13 protein-coding genes are annotated in these 17,151 nt (G+C 62.4%); 4 read left to right on the plus strand and 9 right to left on the minus strand.

Annotated features, from left to right (window positions below):
* The first annotated feature begins 95 nt into the window (after positions 1 to 95).
* The 3 genes from BLL36_RS20865 to BLL36_RS20875 are packed head-to-tail and all read left to right on the plus strand — an operon-like array spanning position 96 to position 3,060.
* The gene (locus BLL36_RS20865; RefSeq protein ID WP_076953206.1) at positions 96 to 2,201 is read left to right on the plus strand and encodes a putative bifunctional diguanylate cyclase/phosphodiesterase; all 2,106 of its coding nucleotides are present in this window, start codon (positions 96 to 98) and stop codon (positions 2,199 to 2,201) included.
* Between the two features lie 42 nt (positions 2,202 to 2,243).
* The gene (locus BLL36_RS20870) at positions 2,244 to 2,744 is read left to right on the plus strand and encodes a M48 metallopeptidase family protein (protein WP_076953207.1); all 501 of its coding nucleotides are present in this window, start codon (positions 2,244 to 2,246) and stop codon (positions 2,742 to 2,744) included.
* A 19-nt stretch (positions 2,745 to 2,763) separates the two neighbouring features.
* On the plus strand, positions 2,764 to 3,060 hold the full coding sequence (locus BLL36_RS20875) for a winged helix-turn-helix domain-containing protein (protein ID WP_076953208.1): 297 nt from the start codon (positions 2,764 to 2,766) through the stop codon (positions 3,058 to 3,060).
* A gap of 107 nt (positions 3,061 to 3,167) precedes the next feature.
* Here BLL36_RS20875 and BLL36_RS20880 read toward each other — a convergent pair whose 3' ends face one another.
* On the minus strand, positions 3,168 to 3,620 hold the full coding sequence (locus BLL36_RS20880; RefSeq protein WP_076953209.1) for a GNAT family N-acetyltransferase: 453 nt from the start codon (positions 3,618 to 3,620) through the stop codon (positions 3,168 to 3,170).
* Positions 3,621 to 3,808: 188 nt separating this feature from the next.
* Between BLL36_RS20880 and BLL36_RS20885 the strand changes: the two genes are divergently transcribed.
* Positions 3,809 to 4,546, plus strand: coding sequence for a substrate-binding periplasmic protein (locus BLL36_RS20885; RefSeq protein ID WP_076953210.1), 738 nt, complete (start codon positions 3,809 to 3,811; stop codon positions 4,544 to 4,546).
* A gap of 94 nt (positions 4,547 to 4,640) precedes the next feature.
* Here BLL36_RS20885 and yccS read toward each other — a convergent pair whose 3' ends face one another.
* From yccS to betA, 8 genes are all read right to left on the minus strand, one after another.
* Entirely contained in the window at positions 4,641 to 6,824 is a 2,184-nt protein-coding gene (gene yccS / locus BLL36_RS20890; RefSeq protein ID WP_076953211.1) for a YccS family putative transporter, read from the minus strand.
* 197 nt (positions 6,825 to 7,021) lie between these two features.
* The gene (locus tag BLL36_RS20895) at positions 7,022 to 8,200 is read right to left on the minus strand and encodes a BaiN/RdsA family NAD(P)/FAD-dependent oxidoreductase (protein WP_076953212.1); all 1,179 of its coding nucleotides are present in this window, start codon (positions 8,198 to 8,200) and stop codon (positions 7,022 to 7,024) included.
* Positions 8,201 to 8,358: 158 nt separating this feature from the next.
* The gene (gene dbpA, locus BLL36_RS20900; RefSeq protein WP_231999012.1) at positions 8,359 to 9,696 is read right to left on the minus strand and encodes an ATP-dependent RNA helicase DbpA; all 1,338 of its coding nucleotides are present in this window, start codon (positions 9,694 to 9,696) and stop codon (positions 8,359 to 8,361) included.
* A 130-nt stretch (positions 9,697 to 9,826) separates the two neighbouring features.
* Positions 9,827 to 11,254: a multidrug transporter subunit MdtD gene (gene mdtD / locus BLL36_RS20905; protein ID WP_076953214.1), complete on the minus strand. Its 1,428-nt coding sequence runs from the start codon at positions 11,252 to 11,254 to the stop codon at positions 9,827 to 9,829.
* A gap of 37 nt (positions 11,255 to 11,291) precedes the next feature.
* Complete coding sequence (locus BLL36_RS20910; protein ID WP_076953215.1) at positions 11,292 to 12,140, minus strand: alpha/beta fold hydrolase; 849 nt, start codon at positions 12,138 to 12,140, stop codon at positions 11,292 to 11,294.
* A gap of 260 nt (positions 12,141 to 12,400) precedes the next feature.
* Entirely contained in the window at positions 12,401 to 13,717 is a 1,317-nt protein-coding gene (locus tag BLL36_RS20915; protein ID WP_076953216.1) for a TldD/PmbA family protein, read from the minus strand.
* A complete protein-coding gene (locus BLL36_RS20920) occupies positions 13,717 to 15,159 on the minus strand; it encodes a TldD/PmbA family protein (RefSeq protein ID WP_076953217.1) in 1,443 nt (480 codons plus the stop codon). The genes BLL36_RS20915 and BLL36_RS20920 overlap by 1 nt, the downstream gene beginning before the upstream one ends.
* A 184-nt stretch (positions 15,160 to 15,343) precedes the next feature.
* Positions 15,344 to 17,047, minus strand: coding sequence for a choline dehydrogenase (betA, locus tag BLL36_RS20925; protein WP_076953218.1), 1,704 nt, complete (start codon positions 17,045 to 17,047; stop codon positions 15,344 to 15,346).
* Positions 17,048 to 17,151 lie beyond the last annotated feature (104 nt).

Raw genomic sequence — 17,151 nt, forward strand, 5'->3', positions numbered from 1 at the left:
GATTTTTTGATGCCGGGGCTAGAGTGAGGCCTCAGTGTTTGTCCGGGTTTTACCCTAGAAGTGACCGGAGCAGCTCCTTAAGGAAGAGACGTAGCATGGAATGCGCTCCACACCACGGCGATGGCGATTCGGTTCTTTTGGTGGTCGATGATTACCCGGAAAACCTCATCAGCATGCGCGCGCTTTTACAGCGCGAAGATTGGCAGGTCATCACCGCAGGCTCCGGCCTTGAAGCGCTCGAATTATTGCTGGTGCACGAAGTCGACCTGGTGCTGCTGGATGTGATGATGCCCGGCATGGACGGCTTTGAAGTCGCGCGCTTCATGCGTGGCAGCCAGCGCACGCGGATGACGCCGATCATCTTTCTCAGCGCCGACGCCCAGTCGCCGGCCGCCGTGCTGGAAGGTTATGCCAGTGGCGCCATCGATTACCTGCTAAAGCCTTTCGACCCGCAGATTCTCAAGCCCAAGATCGAAGCGCTGCTGGAGCACCAGCGCAATCGCCGGGCTTTGCAGCGCTTGAGCCATGACCTGGAGTCGGCCCGGGCCTTCAATGCCTCGGTGCTCGACAACGCTTCCGAAGGCATCCTGGTGGTCAGCGATGCAGGCGTGATCGAGTACGCCAACCCGGCGATTTCACGGTTGCTCAATGCCACCGTGGACGAGTTGCAGCGCCAGCAATTCCTGAGTTTCCTGCAGAAGCCCCATGTGCCGGCCTGGCTGGAGTCGCAGATGTACGCCAGTTACCGCAAGGGTGAAACCTGGCGCCTGCATGATGCGATCCTGCGCACCCGCCGTGGCCAGCAGGTGCCGGTGGCGTTGTCCTGCGCGCCGCTGCCCTCCGAGCAAAGGGCCATGGTGGTGACGGTGCTGGACATGTCCGAGGTGCGCCACTTGCATCAGCAGCTGGAGTTCCAGGCGGTCACGGACCCCCTGACCGGGCTGCTGAACCGGCGCGGTTTTCACCAGGCGGTGGAGAACAGCTTGCTGCGCAGCGAACGGGCCGAGCAGTCCCTGGTGTTGCTGTACCTGGACCTGGACGGCTTCAAGCGGGTCAACGATTCCCTGGGCCATGACGCCGGCGACCGGGTACTGCGCTGGGTGTCGGAGCAATTGCAGGGGTGCCTGCGCTCCTACGACATCCTCGGGCGCATGGGCGGGGATGAATTTACCGCGCTGCTGGAGCTGGAATTTCCTGAGCAGGCGGCGAAGATTGCGGAAAAACTGATCGAACGGGTGTCGATCTGCCAACAGGTGGATGGCCTGGATGTGATGCTCGGCGTCAGCATCGGCATCGCCACTTTTCCGGATTGCGGCGCGGATCTGAATGGCCTGCTGCGCGCGGCCGACATCGCCATGTACGAAGCCAAGCGTGCGGGCCGTCAGCAATATCGCTATTACGACCAGGAAATGAACGGCCGCGCCCGTTCACGCCTGATGCTCGAAGACAGCGTGCGCACGGCGATACAGGACAAGGACTTCACCTTGGTGTTCCAGCCCCAGGTCTCGCTGGACGACGGGCGTTTGCGTGGCGTCGAGGCCTTGTTGCGCTGGCAGCATCCCAGTGTTGGCGATGTGCCGCCGGGGTTGTTTCTGCCCTTGCTGGAAGAGGCCCGCCTGATCAGCCAACTGAGCACCTGGATCTACCAGCAGGTCGCTGCCCAGCGCCAGGCCTGGCAAGCCATGTTCGATGACGAGCTGGTGTTGAGCATGAGCTTGAGCAGCAACCAGTTCTGTATGCCCAACCTGGCGAACCAACTGCAGCAGGTACTCGAACGACATGGGTTGCAAGGGCGCCAGTTGGAGGTGGAAATCAGCGAAGAAAGCTTGATGAACAACCTCGAGGAATCGACCAAGCAGCTCAAGTTGCTGCGTCAAATCGGCGTGCGTACCGCCCTCGACGACTTCGGCCTGGGCCACTGTTCCCTGGCGCATCTGCGTGACCTGGCCTTCGACACCCTCAAGCTCGACCCGCAGTTGGTCGCGCGCCTGCCAGGCTCTACGCGGGACGCGGTCATGGCGCGAAGCATTATCGAGCTGTGCGGGCATTTTGACGTGGCGGTGGTGGCTGAGGGCGTGCAAACCCAGGAGCAAGCCCAATGGCTCAAGGCTAATGGTTGCGCGTTTATGCAAGGCCCGTTGGCGGCGCAACCATTGATGGCCGGTGAAGTGGCCGACTGGTCGCGCGCCCGGCTGCGCTGAATTCGCTACACTGGCGCCCATCCGAACCTTGTTGCAGACCCCATGACCGCGCTGAAGTATCTCCAGGCCTATCCCGCAGCCCTCCAAGAGCAGGTACGCCAACTGATCGCCAAGGACCAGTTGGGTGCTTACCTGGAGCAACGTTACCCCGAACGCCACGCCGTGCAGAGTGACAAGGCCCTGTATGCCTACGCGCTGGCCTTGAAGCAGGAACACCTGCGCAATGCGCCGGCCATCGACAAAGTGCTGTTCGATAACCGCCTGGACCTGACTCATCGCGCCCTCGGCCTGCACACCACGATTTCGCGGGTGCAGGGCGGCAACCTGAAGTCCAAGAAAGAAATCCGCATCGCCGCGCTGTTCAAGGAAGCCGCGCCGCAGTTCCTGCGCATGATCGTGGTTCACGAACTGGCACACTTTAAGGAATCGGACCACAACAAGGCGTTCTACAAACTCTGTGAGCACATGATGCCGGGCTACCACCAGGTGGAATTCGACCTGCGCGTGTACCTCACTTATCGCGACCTGCAGGGCAAGCCCTGACCACACAAGGCGACCGACCATGGATGTGAGCAAGACCAAGAGCAGCTTCTACCGCCGCCTATACGTGGCGTACCTGATCGACAGCGGCCAGGCCAGCAGTGTGCCTGCACTCACCGACGCCACGGGCATGCCCCGGCGCACGGCGCAGGATACGATTGCGGCGTTGGCTGATTTGGATATTGTGTGTGAGTTCGAGCAGGAGGATGGCGCCCGCAACCATGCGGGGCATTATCGGATTCGCGATTGGGGGGCGATTGACCGGCGGTGGATCGAGGTGAACCTGGGGCAGATCAAGCAGGTGCTGGGCTATCCCTGAGGTCAGGTGGTGACTGATCCGGCGCTATCGCGGGCAAGCCCGGCTCCCACATTTTGACCGTGTGAACCCGATCCAATGTGGGAGCTGGCTTGCCTGCGAAGAGGCCCTCAAATACGCCGCATACCGATATGTGGAATGTCGTCCTCCAAGTATTCCTCACCCGCCACCACAAACCCATACCGCCCGTAATACCCCTGCAAATGCGCCTGGGCCGACAGAAATATCGGCGTATCCGGCCAGATCTCTTCAATCTGCTTGAGCGTCTCCTCCATCATCCGATGCCCCAGCCCGGTGCCGCGCGCCACCGGTGCCACGATCACCCGGCCGATCACCACATCGCCGCCCTGGGTTTCCGGATCCAGCAGGCGCAGGTAGGCCACCAGCGCGTCATCCTGCCAGGCCATCAGGTGGTGGGTATCGCCCGACAGGTCCTGCCCGTCGATGTCCTGGTAGACACATTTCTGCTCGACAACAAAGACCTGGTTGCGCAGGTGCAGGATGGCGTAAAGCTGCTCTTTGCCAAGATCAGCGTGATGTTTACAGACCCATTCAACCGTCATGGCGTGTTCCCTTGTCAATGTCTGCTGCCGATAGTAAGCGCAGCAGGCAACGCTGTCTAAATGAGCTATTTTTGTGAATGACGTCAATTTGCCATCATTGAGTGCCTGCGCGACCGGTTTCTTTGTGTAATCTGAGCTACTGTTAGCCCCTCGGGCCCCACCCGAGCCCGCCCGCCAAGGACTTGAGCATGCCGCGATTCTCTCGTGCCGTTGCTTTGATTGGAGTGTTGCTGCTGGCCCAGCCGGCCTTTGCACAGCGTCTGCGGCTGGTAGCGGATGCATGGCCGCCTTTTACCGATGCCACCTTGATCAACGGCGGGCTGGCCACCGATATCGTCAGCACTGCCCTGGCCCGGGCGGGTTACGCCAGTGACTTTGAGCAGGTGCCCTGGGCACGCGCGCTGATGGGCGTGGGTGATGGGCGCTATGACGTGCTGGTCAATGCCTGGTACGACAACGCCCGCACGCAGTTGGGCGAGTTCTCCAGTGAGTACCTGCTCAACCGCGTGCGTTTCATCAAGCGTCGCGATGATCCCCTCCAGTTCCACAACCTTGAGCAACTGCACGACTACCCGATCGCCGTGGTGCGCGGGTATGCCTATTCGGCGGCGTTTGATGGCGATGCGCAGTTGCAGAAAATTCCTGTACACAACTTCGCCATGGCCGTGCGCATGCTGGCGGCGCAGCGGGTGCGGCTGACGTTGGAGGATGAATATGTGGCGCGTTACTACCTGTCACGCGAGTCCGCGCGGGTGCGCGATGCGGTGGAATTCCTGCCCACGCCGCTGAGCGAAAACAGCCTGCATATCCTGGTCAGCCTCAAGCACCCCGAGCATGCGCGGATCGTTGCCGGGTTTGACCGAGAGATTGCCAAAATGAAGGCGGATGGCAGTTATGCGCGGTTGATGAAGCAGCATGGGATGTAGTGTCCTTGCGGACCTCATCGCAGGCAAGCCAGCTCCCACATTTGACTGAGTACACAATCAAAATTGTGGGAGCTGGCTTGCCTGCGATAGCGATTCAGGTCGCACTGGTATCTTTGATCAAATGCGCCGCCAGCGTGCGCAACGGCCCCAATTGCCGACAAATCAACGCCAACTGGGTCTGCACCAGCCGCTGCCCTTCGTCGATTTCATCCGGCATCTGCTCCAGGTCCGCCGCCAGCGCTTCCTCGGCATCGCTCTGGATCGCAATCGGCTGTTTATTGGCCAGCCCCGTGGCGATTTCATCGATGCTCGCCGCCAGGGAGTTACCCGCGCCTTCGATCAGATGCTCGCGCACTTCGGCCGGTAACTGGGTTTCGCGGTGTGCACCGAGCCCTGACAAGTAGCTGAGCAAAGTGTGCGACAACACCAGGAAGCGGAAGCCCACGTCTGCCTCCTTACGGAAGTGCCCCGGCTCCATCAGCATGTTCGCCAGGGTCGTCGACAGCGCCGCGTCGGCATTGTGCGCATTGCGCCGGGCCAGGCGATAGGCCAGGTCGTCGCGCTTGCCGGCGGCGTATTGCTGCATGATCTGGCGCAGGTAGATGCTGTTGCAGGTCAGGGTGTTGGCCAGCACTTTGTTCAGGCGCCGGCCCTGCCAGTCCGGCAGGAACAGGAACACCGCCAGGCCCGCGATCAGGCTGCCCAGCAAAGTATCGAACAGCCGTGGCAGGAACAGCCCGTAGCCATCGCCCACCTGGTTGAAGCAGAACAGCACCATCAAGGTAATGGCGGCGGTGGCCAGGGTGTAGCGGGTAGTACGGTTGATAAAGAACACCAGCCCGGCGGCGATGGCGAACATCGACTGCACTAGCGGGCTTGGAAACAGGTCGAACAGCGCCCAGGCCACGGTGAGGCCGATGGCGGTGCCGATGATCCGCTGGCCAAGCTTGCGCCGCGTGGCGCCGTAGTTGGGCTGGCACACGAACAGCGTGGTGAGGATGATCCAGTAGCCCTGGGACGCGTGGATCGCGTGCAGCATGCCGTAGCCGACGGTCAACGCCAACGACAGGCGCAAGGCGTGGCGAAACAGCAACGACGTCGGCGTCATTTGGGTGCGCAGGCGCGTCCACATTTCCTTGAGGTTACGCGGGGCGCGGTCGAGCAGGTTGCTGTCGGTGGCGTCAGCCAGGGCGTCGGGGTTACTCGCGTCACCGAGCAGGCGGTCCAGCGTGGACAGGTTGGCCGCCAGCGCGCGCAACGAACGCAGCAGGCCGCGCCAGGCCGGGTTGCTCTGGATGCGCAGGTGTTCCAGGGACGCGTTGAGGTCACCCAGGGCTTCGGCGAAGCTGTCGTCATAGATGAACGGCTGGCGCAGCTGGATCGATTCGCCCAGCGCCTGGCAAGCCTTGCCCTGCTGGCGCAGCAGGCGCTGGCAGCGGAACAGCACGTCGCTGTGGAAGAACGCATCGGCGAGGGCGTTGTAGGGGTAGTGGGACGAACTGGCACGTTCGTGAATGTCCTGGGCGAGGAAGTACAGCTTCAGGTAGCGGCTGACTTTCGAGCCCGGCCGCCCATTGCCCACGCGGTGCAGGATGATTTCCTTCGCCGCGTTGAGCGCCGCCACCACGCGGCCATTCTGCTGGGCCAGTTCCAGGCGGCGCGCTTCCACGTCCAACTGGCGGATCGGTTCAAACAGGGAAGACTTGAGCTTGAGGTAACGCCCCAACTCGCGAAACAACCGCGCCAGGCTCTGCTGCACCGGCTGGTTGGAAAACAGCGCCTGCCACAGCACCGACAGCGCCCCGTACCAGGCGGCGCCGGCCACCAGCAGCAACGGTTCATGCCAGAAGTCGGAGACGGCGCCACCCCGCTGGTCCACGCCGATCATGGTGTACACCGACAGGATCAGCGTCGCCGACGCAATCGCGCCATAGCGTTCGCCCAAGGCGCCGAGCATGGTCAGGCAAAAAGTGGCCAGGGCCAGGGAAATCGCGAAGATCCAGGGATAGGGGAACAGCAGCTCCACCGACAGCGCGGCAATGCTGAAACACACCAGCGTCACCGCCAGGGCGTTGAGGCGGCCTTGCCAGCTGTCATCGGTCTCGGCCAGGGCGCTGGCGATAATCCCCAGGAACAGCGGGATCAGCAGGGTCATTTCATCCTGATACCAGCACAGCACCATGCTGCCGGTCAGGGCGATGAACACCCGAATGCTGTAGCTGAATTTATCCAGTGCCCACAGGCGCCGCAGTGACTGCTTGAACGAGGTCGATGACATGAAGGCAGGAGTCTTCCGGAGCGATGCCGTTAAATTGAGCTATCAAGGACGCCACGGCAAGTGTGGTGATCACAATTTATTTCAAGCGCTGCAAATCAAATGTGGGAGCTGGCTTGCCTGCGATGGCGGCGGTGAATCCAACACCGCTATCGCAGGCAAGCCAGCTCCCACAGGGGATTGCATTTTCAAGTCTGAAGTCAGACGTACTGCGCGGCCGCGTAGCCCGATGCCCACGCCCACTGGAAATTGAACCCGCCCAGGTGGCCGGTCACATCCAGCACTTCACCAATAAAGTACAGGCCAGGGCTTTTCAGCGATTCCATGGTCTTGGACGACACTTCCCGCGTGTCCACCCCACCCAGCGTCACCTCGGCCGTGCGATAGCCCTCGGTGCCCGCCGGCACCAGTTGCCAGTTGCCGAGCTTGGCGGCGATATCGGCGATTTCGGCATGGGTGTATTGCTTCATCGGCTTGGACGCGAACCAGGTGTCCGCCAGCAGGTTGGCCATCTTCTTGGTGAAGATCTCCCCGAGGAGGGTCTTCAGCTCGCTGTTGGGACGTTCGGCCTGTTGCTCTTGCAACCAGACGTGGGCGTCGTGGTCGGGCAGCAGGTTGATCGCCAGCGTGTCGCCGGGCTCCCAGTACGAGGAAATCTGCAGAATCGCCGGCCCGCTCAGGCCGCGATGGGTAAACAGGATGTTTTCGCGAAAGCTCTGGCCGTTGCAGCTGACCAGGCAATCCACAGAAGTCCCCGACAGTTCGCCGCACAGGTCCTTGAGTTGATCGGTGATGGTAAACGGCACCAGCCCGGCGCGGGTCGGCAGCAGTTCATGGCCGAACTGCTTGGCCACTTGATAGCCAAAACCGGTCGCGCCCAGGGTTGGAATCGACAAGCCGCCGGTGGCGATCACCAGGGACTCGCAGCGCAGCTCACCCAGGGTGGTCTGCAACTGGTAGCCGCCGTCGAGTTTGGCAATCGCCTGGACCGAGGTGTCCAGGTGCATCTGCACGCCGGTCTGGATGCACTCGTCGAGCAACAGGCCGAGGATGTCGCTGGACTTGTTGTCGCAGAACAGCTGGCCGAGTTTCTTCTCGTGGTACGGCACGCCGTGCGTGGCCACCAGCCCGATAAAGTCCCACTGGGTATAGCGGGCCAGGGCGGATTTGCAGAAGTGCGCGTTGTGCGAGAGAAAGTTGGCAGGTTCGGTGTACATATTGGTGAAATTGCAGCGGCCACCGCCGGACATCAGGATCTTTTTGCCGGCCTTGTTCGCGTGGTCGATCAACATCACCTTGCGCCCACGCCCGGCGGCGGTCAGTGCGCACATCAAGCCCGCGGCGCCGGCGCCAATGATCACAACTTCGGTCGAGCGCACAGCAATGTCCTCACAAAATATCGATCTGAAATGCAATCAAATGTGGGAGCTGGCTTGCCTGCGATGAGGGCGGCACATTCAACATATTCAGTGAATGTGCCACCGCTATCGCAGGCAAGCCAGCTCCCACATTTTGATCTCTGTATAGCTTGAGAGCTTTACAGGATCCGCACGCGCAACGAGCGGCCCTTGATCTTGCCGTCGTTCAAACGCTGCAGCGCCTGCTTGGCGATCCCGCGTTCCACGGCCACGAAGGCCTGGAAATCAAAAATCGCGATCTTGCCCACCTGGGCACCTGGAATGCCGGCGTCACCGGTCAATGCGCCAAGAATGTCGCCGGGGCGAACCTTGTCTTTACGCCCGGCGGCGATGCACAGGGTGCTCATCTGCGGCAGCAACGGGCCACCGCTTTGCGGCTTGAGGTTGTCCAACTGGTCCCAGTTCAGCGGCGACTTCTGCAGCTGCTCGATGGCCTGGGCACGGTGCGCTTCGGACGGGGCCACCAGGCTGATGGCGATGCCGGTCTCACCGGCACGACCGGTACGGCCGACGCGGTGGATGTGAATCTCGGAATCGCGGGCCAGTTCGACGTTGATCACCATGTCCAGCGAATCAATGTCCAGGCCACGGGCGGCCACGTCGGTCGCAACCAGCACCGAGGTACTGCGGTTGGCGAACATCGCCAGCACCTGGTCACGGTCGCGCTGTTCCAGGTCGCCATGCAGGCCGACGGCGGAAATGCCTTTGGATGTCAGGTGATCGACGGTTTCCTGCACTTGCTGCTTGGTAAAGCAGAACGCCACGCATGACGCCGGGCGGAAGTGCGCCAGTACCTTGGTCACCGCGTCCATGCGCTCTTCCGGCGAGATCTCGTAGAAGCGCTGCTCGATTTGATCGTCGGAGTGGAACGCCTCGGCTTTCACCTGTTGCGGCGCGCGCATGAACTTGGAGGCCAGCTGCTTGATGCTCACCGGGTAGGTGGCCGAAAACAGCAGGGTCTGGCGGCGCGGCGGGGTCTTGCTGATGATGTCTTCGATGGCGTCGTAGAAGCCCATGTCGAGCATGCGATCGGCTTCGTCGAGGATCAGCGTGTTCAAACCGTCCAGTACCAGCGAACCCTTGCGCAGGTGCTGCTGGATACGCCCCGGCGTGCCGACGATCACATGGGCGCCGTGTTCCAGGGAGGCGATCTGCGGGCCGAGGGAGACGCCGCCGCACAGGGTCAGCACCTTGATGTTGTCTTCGGCGCGGGCCAGGCGGCGGATTTCCTTGGCGACCTGGTCGGCCAGCTCACGCGTCGGGCACATCACCAGCGCCTGGCAGCCGAAGTAGCGCGGGTTGATCGGGTTCAACAGGCCGATGCCGAACGCGGCGGTCTTGCCGCTGCCGGTCTTGGCCTGGGCAATCAGGTCCAGCCCCTTGAGGATCACCGGCAAGCTTTGCGCCTGGATCTGCGTCATCTCGACATAACCCAGCGAGTCGAGGTTAGCCAGCATGGCGGCGGACAGGGGCAAAGTATTAAAAGCGGTGGCGATGGTAGTCACGGGACTGGCTCTGCAAAACAAAATGTCGCGCAGTGTACCAGCCCCGTGGGAATTTCCCTGCAAGTTCTAGACGAGAAGCCTGTCAGTGCTCGATATGCTGCTCCGGGTTGACCACGCGTTTACCGTCTTTTGGCGACAGTTGCAGGAAGATCGCCGCCGCCAGCATCGCCATGATGCCCACGGTGAGAAAGGTCAGTTGGAACGCGCCGAGCACGCTTTCCACCCCATCGTTGCCGGTCTCGGCGGTAAACCCACCGAGCAGAGCACCGGCGCACGCCACGCCGAGGCTCAGCGACAACTGCGCCACCACCGACAGCAAGCTGTTGCCGCTGCTGGCCTGGGCGTCGTCGAGGTCGATCAGGGTGACGGTGTTCATCGCCGTAAATTGCAGCGAATTGATCGCCCCCAGCACCGCCAGCATGGCCAATAGCAGCGGGTAGGGCGTGTGTTCCGTGACCAGCCCCATGCTCGCCAGCATCAGGCCCAGCGCCAGGGTGTTGCCGGTCAGCACGACGCGGTAGCCGAGGCGTTCGATCAGCGGCCGCGCGACGGACTTGGCCACCATTGCCGCCGCCGCCAGGGGCAGCATGCTCATCCCGGCTTGGGACGGTGAATAGCCCAGCGCCACCTGCAACAGCAGCGGCACCAGGAACGGCAGGGCACCGCTGCCCAGTCGCGCAAACAGGTTGCCCAGGATGCCGACCGCAAAGGTGCGCGTCTTGAACAGCACCGGCGAGAACAACGCATGGTCGATATGCCCGGCGCGCAGCCAGTACGCCGCCAGGCACGCCAGCCCGCCGAACAGCAGCAACATCACCCGCAGGTGCGGCAGGTGCAGTTCGCCCAGGCCTTCCATGGCGATGGTGATCAGCACCATCGCCGCGCCGAACAGCAGGAAGCCGACCCCGTCAAAGCGTGTGCGCTCGCTGCCGCGCAGGTCGGGGATGAATTTCCACACGGCGTAGCAGCCGATCATGCCCACCGGCAGGTTGATCAGGAAGATCCAGTGCCAGGTCAGGTATTGCACCATCCAGCCGCCCATCGTCGGGCCAAGCAATGGGCCGAGCAGGCCGGGGATGGTGATGAAACCCATGATGCGCACCAGTTCGGAACGGGGATACGCACGTAACACCACCAGCCGCCCGACCGGCAGCATCAGCGCGCCACCCAGGCCCTGGATCACCCGTGCGCCTACCAGCATGCTCAAGCTGCTGGACAACGCGCACAGCAGCGAGCCAATGCTGAACAGCATGATTGCGCCAAAGAAGATTTTCTTGGTGCCGAAACGGTCGGCGATCCAGCCCGAGGCCGGGATCAGCAGCGCCACAGTGAGCATGTAGGCGATCACCACCCCCTGCATGCGCAGCGGGTTTTCCGCAAGGTCCCGGGCCATGGCGGGCAGTGCCGTGTTCAGGATCGTCCCGTCCAGCGACTGCATGAAGAAGGCAATCGCGACCACCCAGGGGAGCCAGCGGGCGGTCTTGGCATCGAGCGGGACGCGGTTCGGCATGGAAAAACCTATTTGTTAGCAGCCTATGTGTTGGCGATTATGCGTCATTCGTCGCGCCTTTTCCCACCAGGAAATCCAGCAGTTCGCGGTGTACCGCCACGGCGGCTTCGCTGGATTCGAGGTCAAGCAAGTGGCCCGTATGTTCAGCCACGGCAAAGCTGCTGCGGCCTACGTAGTGCTTGAACAGCTGCGCGTCGGCGGCGGGGGTGTACTCGTCCAGGGCGCCGTTGAGGAAGTGCACCGGTGTTTCAATCTGCCGCAGCGCCGGCAGGTAATTGCCATCGCCCAGCGCCAGCACCTGGTGGATATGAAAGCGCGCCTGGCGGTATTCGGTGGTGGCCATATTCGACAAATGCCGATGGTTGTTGCGCTTGAGCCGGGGCGACAAGTATTTGCCAACGGTCTCATTGAGCAAGTGGCCGACGGCGGACTTGTCATCCGCCTCGATCAGCACGCGCACGCGCTCCACATAGTCGAGCATCGCCTGGTTGAGGTTGGGCGCCAGGGCCATCACCACCGAGCTTTCGATGGAGGGCGGGTTGTGGGCCAGGGTCAGCAGCGTGGAGATACCGCCCCACGAAGCCGACACCAGGTGGTTGACCTGGAAGCGCTCCACCAGGGCGCGCAGGATCTGTACCTCGTCGTCCTTGGTCACCAGGTCCAGGTCAGCGTTGTGCTCGCGGGAATAGCCCGAGAACGGCAAGTCGAACAGCAGCACATTGAAGTGCTCGGCCAGGCATTTGCTGGTGCGGGCGAAGGAGCGCGTGGTGGACAGCGCGCCGTTGACCATCAGTACCGTTTTGCGTTGCGGGTCGTGACCGAGTTGTTCGACGTGGACGTTGTAGTGCTTGAACAGCTTGTGCAGGACGAAACTTCCCTGATTCATCGCGATACTTCCTAGCGGCTGGCGGTCTGCCGTTAACCGTTATAGCGAGGTTTTTTATGGGCGACAACAGGCTGTATGCAAGGTGGGAATGGGCGGTAGGACAAGGGGAATCCAGGCGTCTGAAATCAACACCGAACCCCTGTGGGAGCGGCGGTGCGACGATTCGACTTGCCCGCGATGGCAATCTATCAGTCAAGGCATGCGTTAACTGACCCACCGCTATCGCGGGCAAGCCCGCTCCCACAAGAGAGCAGTTGTGTCTATAAAGTCAGGGTCAGGCGTTTTACCAGGGCGCCCGGCAACAGATTCGACGCGGTATTACGCTGCCCGTAAGTACTGGCCGACAGCAGCAATTCCCGATCAGCGGTCAGCGCCTCCAACTGCGAACCGAGCAGGCTGTAGACGCTGTCATCAAAGCGCATGGTGCTGACCGGCGCCTTTATCTCGCCGTCTTCCACCCAGAACGTGGCGAAGCGTGTCATGCCGGTCAGGCGCGCCGCCGGCAGGTCGGAGTAGTTCAGGTACCACAGGTTGCTGATGTATAACCCGGTGCCCAACTGCTTGAGGATATCGGCCTGGGCCAGAGTACCTGCGGCCATTTGCAGCGCGCTGGGGGACTCGTCGCTGCTCGCGCCGTTGGTGCTCAATCCGTATTCGGCGGCGCTGCGCGAGTTGATCAACCGGCCTTCAGCCTTGCCTGCATTGATCAGCGTGACGTCACCGCGCGGGTAACCTTCGCTGGAGAACGCCTGGCTCAGGGAGCCGCTGACCTGTTCGTCGACCTTCACCAGCGGGCTCAGGGACTGTTCACCGGCGTACAGTTTTTGCAGCGAACTGCCTTTGCTGGCGATGGCCTGGGCGGAAAACCCGCCCCAGGTGATGATGCTGATAATTTCTTCCAGCGCCGCCGGGGCCAGGTAGGCGCGGTACTGACCGGGCGCAAGGGCGTGCAGCGGGCGGCCCAGGAATTCAAGTTGCTCGCGGGCCTGCTGGAAGCGCCGGGCGAACTCGGCGCTGTTCCAGGTGTGCCCGGCGTAGCTGGCCTTGACCGCTTCGCCATTGGCATGGAACAGGCTGAAATCGAAGTTGAAGCTGTTGGCCTGGTGCCAGCCGAAGGCGCCGTTTGAACTGGCAAAGCCACGGCTGATGGGGCCGGCGGCGTAAATGCCCACAAGGTCGACGCCGTCCGCGGCCTGGCTGATGTCATCCAGCACCTGGGCCAGTTCCGGCAGCGGCCGGGCCTGTTCATTGTGGCTTTGCCAGGCGTTGTGGTTCAGCAGCAGGTAGGGATCCGGGGGCAGCAACGGCAAGGTTTCGCGCAGCTGTTGCAGGCCATTGGCGAGGCGCTGACGGTCCAGCTCCGGCTCACCTGCCAGGGTGATGGCGAGGTCGGCATGGCGGCCGTCGTTGATCAGCTTGAAGTTCAGGCTGGCTTGCTGCACTTGCCCGGCCTGGCGCACCTTGGCGTGGTTGAAACGCACGAACTCGGACGCTTCCGCCGCGTAGCCCAAGTGAAACTGCTCCTTGTCGGTGATGGCCTGCTTGAGCCACTGCACCAGTGCCTTGAAATCATCCATCAGGCATCTCCCCCGAATACGTCGACATCACTGAACACACAGGCCGGCGACGCATGGCCGACACGGATCACCTGGTTGGGCTCGCCCTTGCCGCAGTTAGGCGTGCCCAACACCTGGAAGGTGCTGGCGTCGCCGACGGCGCTGAGCTTGCGCCAGAATTGTGCGGAAATCGCCCGGTAGTTGGGGTTTTTCACCACGCCCTTGAGTTCGCCGTTTTCGATCAACTGGCCCCATTCGCAGCCGAACTGGAACTTGTTGCGCGCATCGTCGATGGACCACGAACGGTTGGTCGACATCAGCACGCCGTGTTCGATGCCACCGATCAGCTCGGCCAGGGATTTGTCGCCGGCCTCGATATTCAGGTTGGCCATGCGGTCGATGGGCGCGCGGTTCCAACTGCTGGCGCGGCTGTTGGCCACGCCTTGCATGCCCGCGCGAAATTGCGACAGCGCTCCGCCCAGCGGCCTGAGCAGCAACCCTTCACGAATCAGGAACTGTTTGCTGGCGCGGCTGCCGTCGTCGTCATGGCTGTAGCTGGCTAGCTGTTCGGGGATGTCCGGGTCGAAGGTCACGTTGAGCAGCTCGGAGCCGTATTGCAGGTGGCCGAAGTCGCTGGCCTTCACAAAGCTGGTGCCGGCGTAGTTGCGCTCGTCACCGAGGATGCGGTCCAGCTCCAGCGGATGGCCGATGGACTCATGGATTTGCAGGATCATCTGGTCGGGCATCAACAACAGGTCGCGCGGACCCTGGGGCGTGTTCGGCGCCAGCAGCAATTGCAGGGCTTCGTCGGCGATGCGCGGCGCGGCGCCGACCAGGCCGAAGCGGCTGATCACGCCCAGCCCGCCTTGCTGGCCGAAGTTGGTGCCGCCGAAGGTGCGCGTCTGGCTGTCGTTGCCATCGAAGGCCGTGACGTTAACGCCCGGGAACACAAAACGCTGGGCCTGGCGCAGTTCGGCGCCGGCACTGTTGAGGTAGATCTGCTCGACGTGGGTCAGGCCCAGGCTGACTTCCCAGTTCACCAGGCGCTCGTCCCTGGGGACGGCGGCGGATTCGTCGCCGAGCAGCTGGTAGCAGTCACTCAGGGACGGGAAGGGCTGGTCGAGGTCGGGTGACAGGTAGTCGGCCACATCGCTGGAGACGTGCTGGTCGCGCAGGTCGAGCAGGGCGTGGGGCAGGATCTGCCGGGCTTGCCGTTCGGCGCGCTCAAGGGCGGCTTGCAGGCCAGGCAGGGAAATATCGTTGGTCGCGGCGTAAGCCTCCACGCCATTGAGACGCACGGTGAGCATGGCGCCCTCGTCGTGGTTCAGGTGCGGTGGTTCGGCAACGTTCTTGCGTACGGCCAGGTATTGGCCGGATTCGCGGACGTAGCGCAGCGAGAAGAATTCGGCGTGGGTGCGCAGGGCACTGAAGTGCTGTTTGAGTGTGGCGTGGTGATCGAACATGGGGCCTTCCTTGTGGGCGGCTCAGCGCGGGGCAGGCAACAGAGTAGGCCTGGGCTGGGAGCTGATCAAGGAAGGTTTGTGGTGTTTGTTCGGGCCTCATCGCGGGCAAGCCCGGCTCCCACAGGGGAATGCATTCCGATGTGGGAGCTGGCTTGCCTGCGATACAGGCGCCGCGGTGTATCAGTTACTGCGCAGCAGGCCCCACTTCACGCAGCGGCTTGCCCCGCACCGGCGCATCGCCCGCCACGTAGTAGTCGGCGGTGCTGCGCGGCAGTGGCTTGCGGCCACGGATCTTGTCGGCGATTTTCTCGGCGATCATGATCGTCGGCGCGTTCAGGTTGCCGGTGGTGATGATCGGCATGATCGAGGCATCCACCACGCGCAGGCCTTGCATGCCATGCACGCGGCCTTCGCCATCCACCACCGCCATCTCGTCGGTGCCCATCTTGCAGGAGCAGGACGGGTGGAACGCGGTTTCGGCGTGCTCGCGGATGAACTGGTCGAGCTGCTCATCGGTTTGCACTTCGATGCCGGGGCTGATTTCGCGGCCACGGTAAGGGTCCAGCGCAGGCTGCTGCATGATTTCACGGGTCAGGCGGATGCCGTCGCGGAACTCTTGCCAGTCCTGCTCGGTGGCCATGTAATTGAAGAGGATGCTCGGGTAGTCCCGTGGGTTCTTCGATTTCAACTGCACGCGGCCACGGCTCGGCGAACGCATGGAGCCCATGTGCGCCTGGAAACCGTGTTCTTTCACACCGTTGCTGCCGTTGTAGTTAATCGCTACCGGCAGGAAGTGGTACTGGATGTTCGGCCATTCGAATTCCGGGCGCGAACGGATAAAACCGCCCGCTTCGAACTGGTTGCTGGCGCCGATGCCGGTGCCGTTGAACAGCCATTCGGCACCAATCGCAGGCTGGTTGTACCAGAGCAGCGAAGGGTATAGCGACACTGGTTGAGTGCACGCATATTGCAGGTACAGCTCAAGGTGATCCTGCAGGTTTTCACCGACGCCAGGCAGGTCGTGGACCACCGGGATGTCGAGGCTTTCCAGCAGTTTCGCCGGACCGACGCCGGAACGTTGCAGCAATTGCGGCGAGGCAATGGCGCCGCTGCACACCAGCACTTCTTTACGGGCGCGGGCTTCAACACGCTCCTCGGCGGCGCCGATCAGGTAACGCACGCCAACGGCACGCTTGCCTTCGAACAGTACTTTGTCGGTGAGGGCGTGGGTGACGATGGTCAGGGTAGAACGCTTTTTAGCCGTGTCCAGGTAACCGCGTGCGGTGCTGGCGCGACGGCCGTTCGGCGTGACGGTACGGTCCATCGGGCCGAAGCCTTCCTGCTGGTAACCGTTCAAATCTTCCGTGCGCGGGTAACCGGCTTGCACGCCGGCTTCGACCATGGCGTGGAACAGCGGGTTGTTGCCGGCCTTGGGCGTGGTCACGCTGACCGGGCCATCGCCGCCGTGCCAGTCGTTGGGGCCGATATCGCGGGTTTCGGCTTTACGGAAATACGGCAGGCAGTCCAGGTAGGTCCAGTCTTCCAGGCCCGGCAGTTTCGACCAGTTGTCGTAGTCCATGGCGTTGCCGCGGATGTAGCACATGCCGTTGATCAGCGAAGAACCGCCCAGGCCCTTGCCGCGACCACATTCCATGCGGCGGCCGTCCATGTGTGGCTCCGGATCGGTTTCGTAGGCCCAGTTGTAGCGGCGGCCTTGCAGCGGGAAGGCCAGGGCGGCCGGCATCTGGGTACGGAAGTCCAGGCGGTAGTCGGGGCCGCCGGCTTCCAGCAGCAAAACGGTGACGCCTTCGTCTTCGGTCAGACGGGTCGCCAGGGTGTTACCGGCAGAGCCGGCACCCACAATGATGTAATCGTATTCTTGGGACATTGAATGCACCCTCTTTGGATTGGGTCAGGTCGGGCCTCATCGCGGGCAAGCCCGCTCCCACAGGGGAACGCATTCCAAATGTGGGAGCGGGCTTGCCTGCGATG

It is taken from the genome of Pseudomonas cedrina subsp. cedrina (assembly GCF_001983175.1).
GTDB classification, from domain to species: domain Bacteria; phylum Pseudomonadota; class Gammaproteobacteria; order Pseudomonadales; family Pseudomonadaceae; genus Aquipseudomonas; species Aquipseudomonas cedrina.

Coding starts and splice junctions, on each gene's coding strand:
- BLL36_RS20865 (WP_076953206.1), top strand. CDS start 96: ATGGAATGCGCTCCACACCACGGCGATGGCGATTCGGTTCTTTTGGTG.
- BLL36_RS20870 (WP_076953207.1), top strand. CDS start 2,244: ATGACCGCGCTGAAGTATCTCCAGGCCTATCCCGCAGCCCTCCAAGAG.
- BLL36_RS20875 (WP_076953208.1), top strand. CDS start 2,764: ATGGATGTGAGCAAGACCAAGAGCAGCTTCTACCGCCGCCTATACGTG.
- BLL36_RS20880 (WP_076953209.1), bottom strand. CDS start 3,620: ATGACGGTTGAATGGGTCTGTAAACATCACGCTGATCTTGGCAAAGAG.
- BLL36_RS20885 (WP_076953210.1), top strand. CDS start 3,809: ATGCCGCGATTCTCTCGTGCCGTTGCTTTGATTGGAGTGTTGCTGCTG.
- yccS (WP_076953211.1), bottom strand. CDS start 6,824: ATGTCATCGACCTCGTTCAAGCAGTCACTGCGGCGCCTGTGGGCACTG.
- dbpA (WP_231999012.1), bottom strand. CDS start 9,696: ATGCTGGCTAACCTCGACTCGCTGGGTTATGTCGAGATGACGCAGATC.
- mdtD (WP_076953214.1), bottom strand. CDS start 11,254: ATGCCGAACCGCGTCCCGCTCGATGCCAAGACCGCCCGCTGGCTCCCC.
- BLL36_RS20910 (WP_076953215.1), bottom strand. CDS start 12,140: ATGAATCAGGGAAGTTTCGTCCTGCACAAGCTGTTCAAGCACTACAAC.
- BLL36_RS20915 (WP_076953216.1), bottom strand. CDS start 13,717: ATGGATGATTTCAAGGCACTGGTGCAGTGGCTCAAGCAGGCCATCACC.
- BLL36_RS20920 (WP_076953217.1), bottom strand. CDS start 15,159: ATGTTCGATCACCACGCCACACTCAAACAGCACTTCAGTGCCCTGCGC.
- betA (WP_076953218.1), bottom strand. CDS start 17,047: ATGTCCCAAGAATACGATTACATCATTGTGGGTGCCGGCTCTGCCGGT.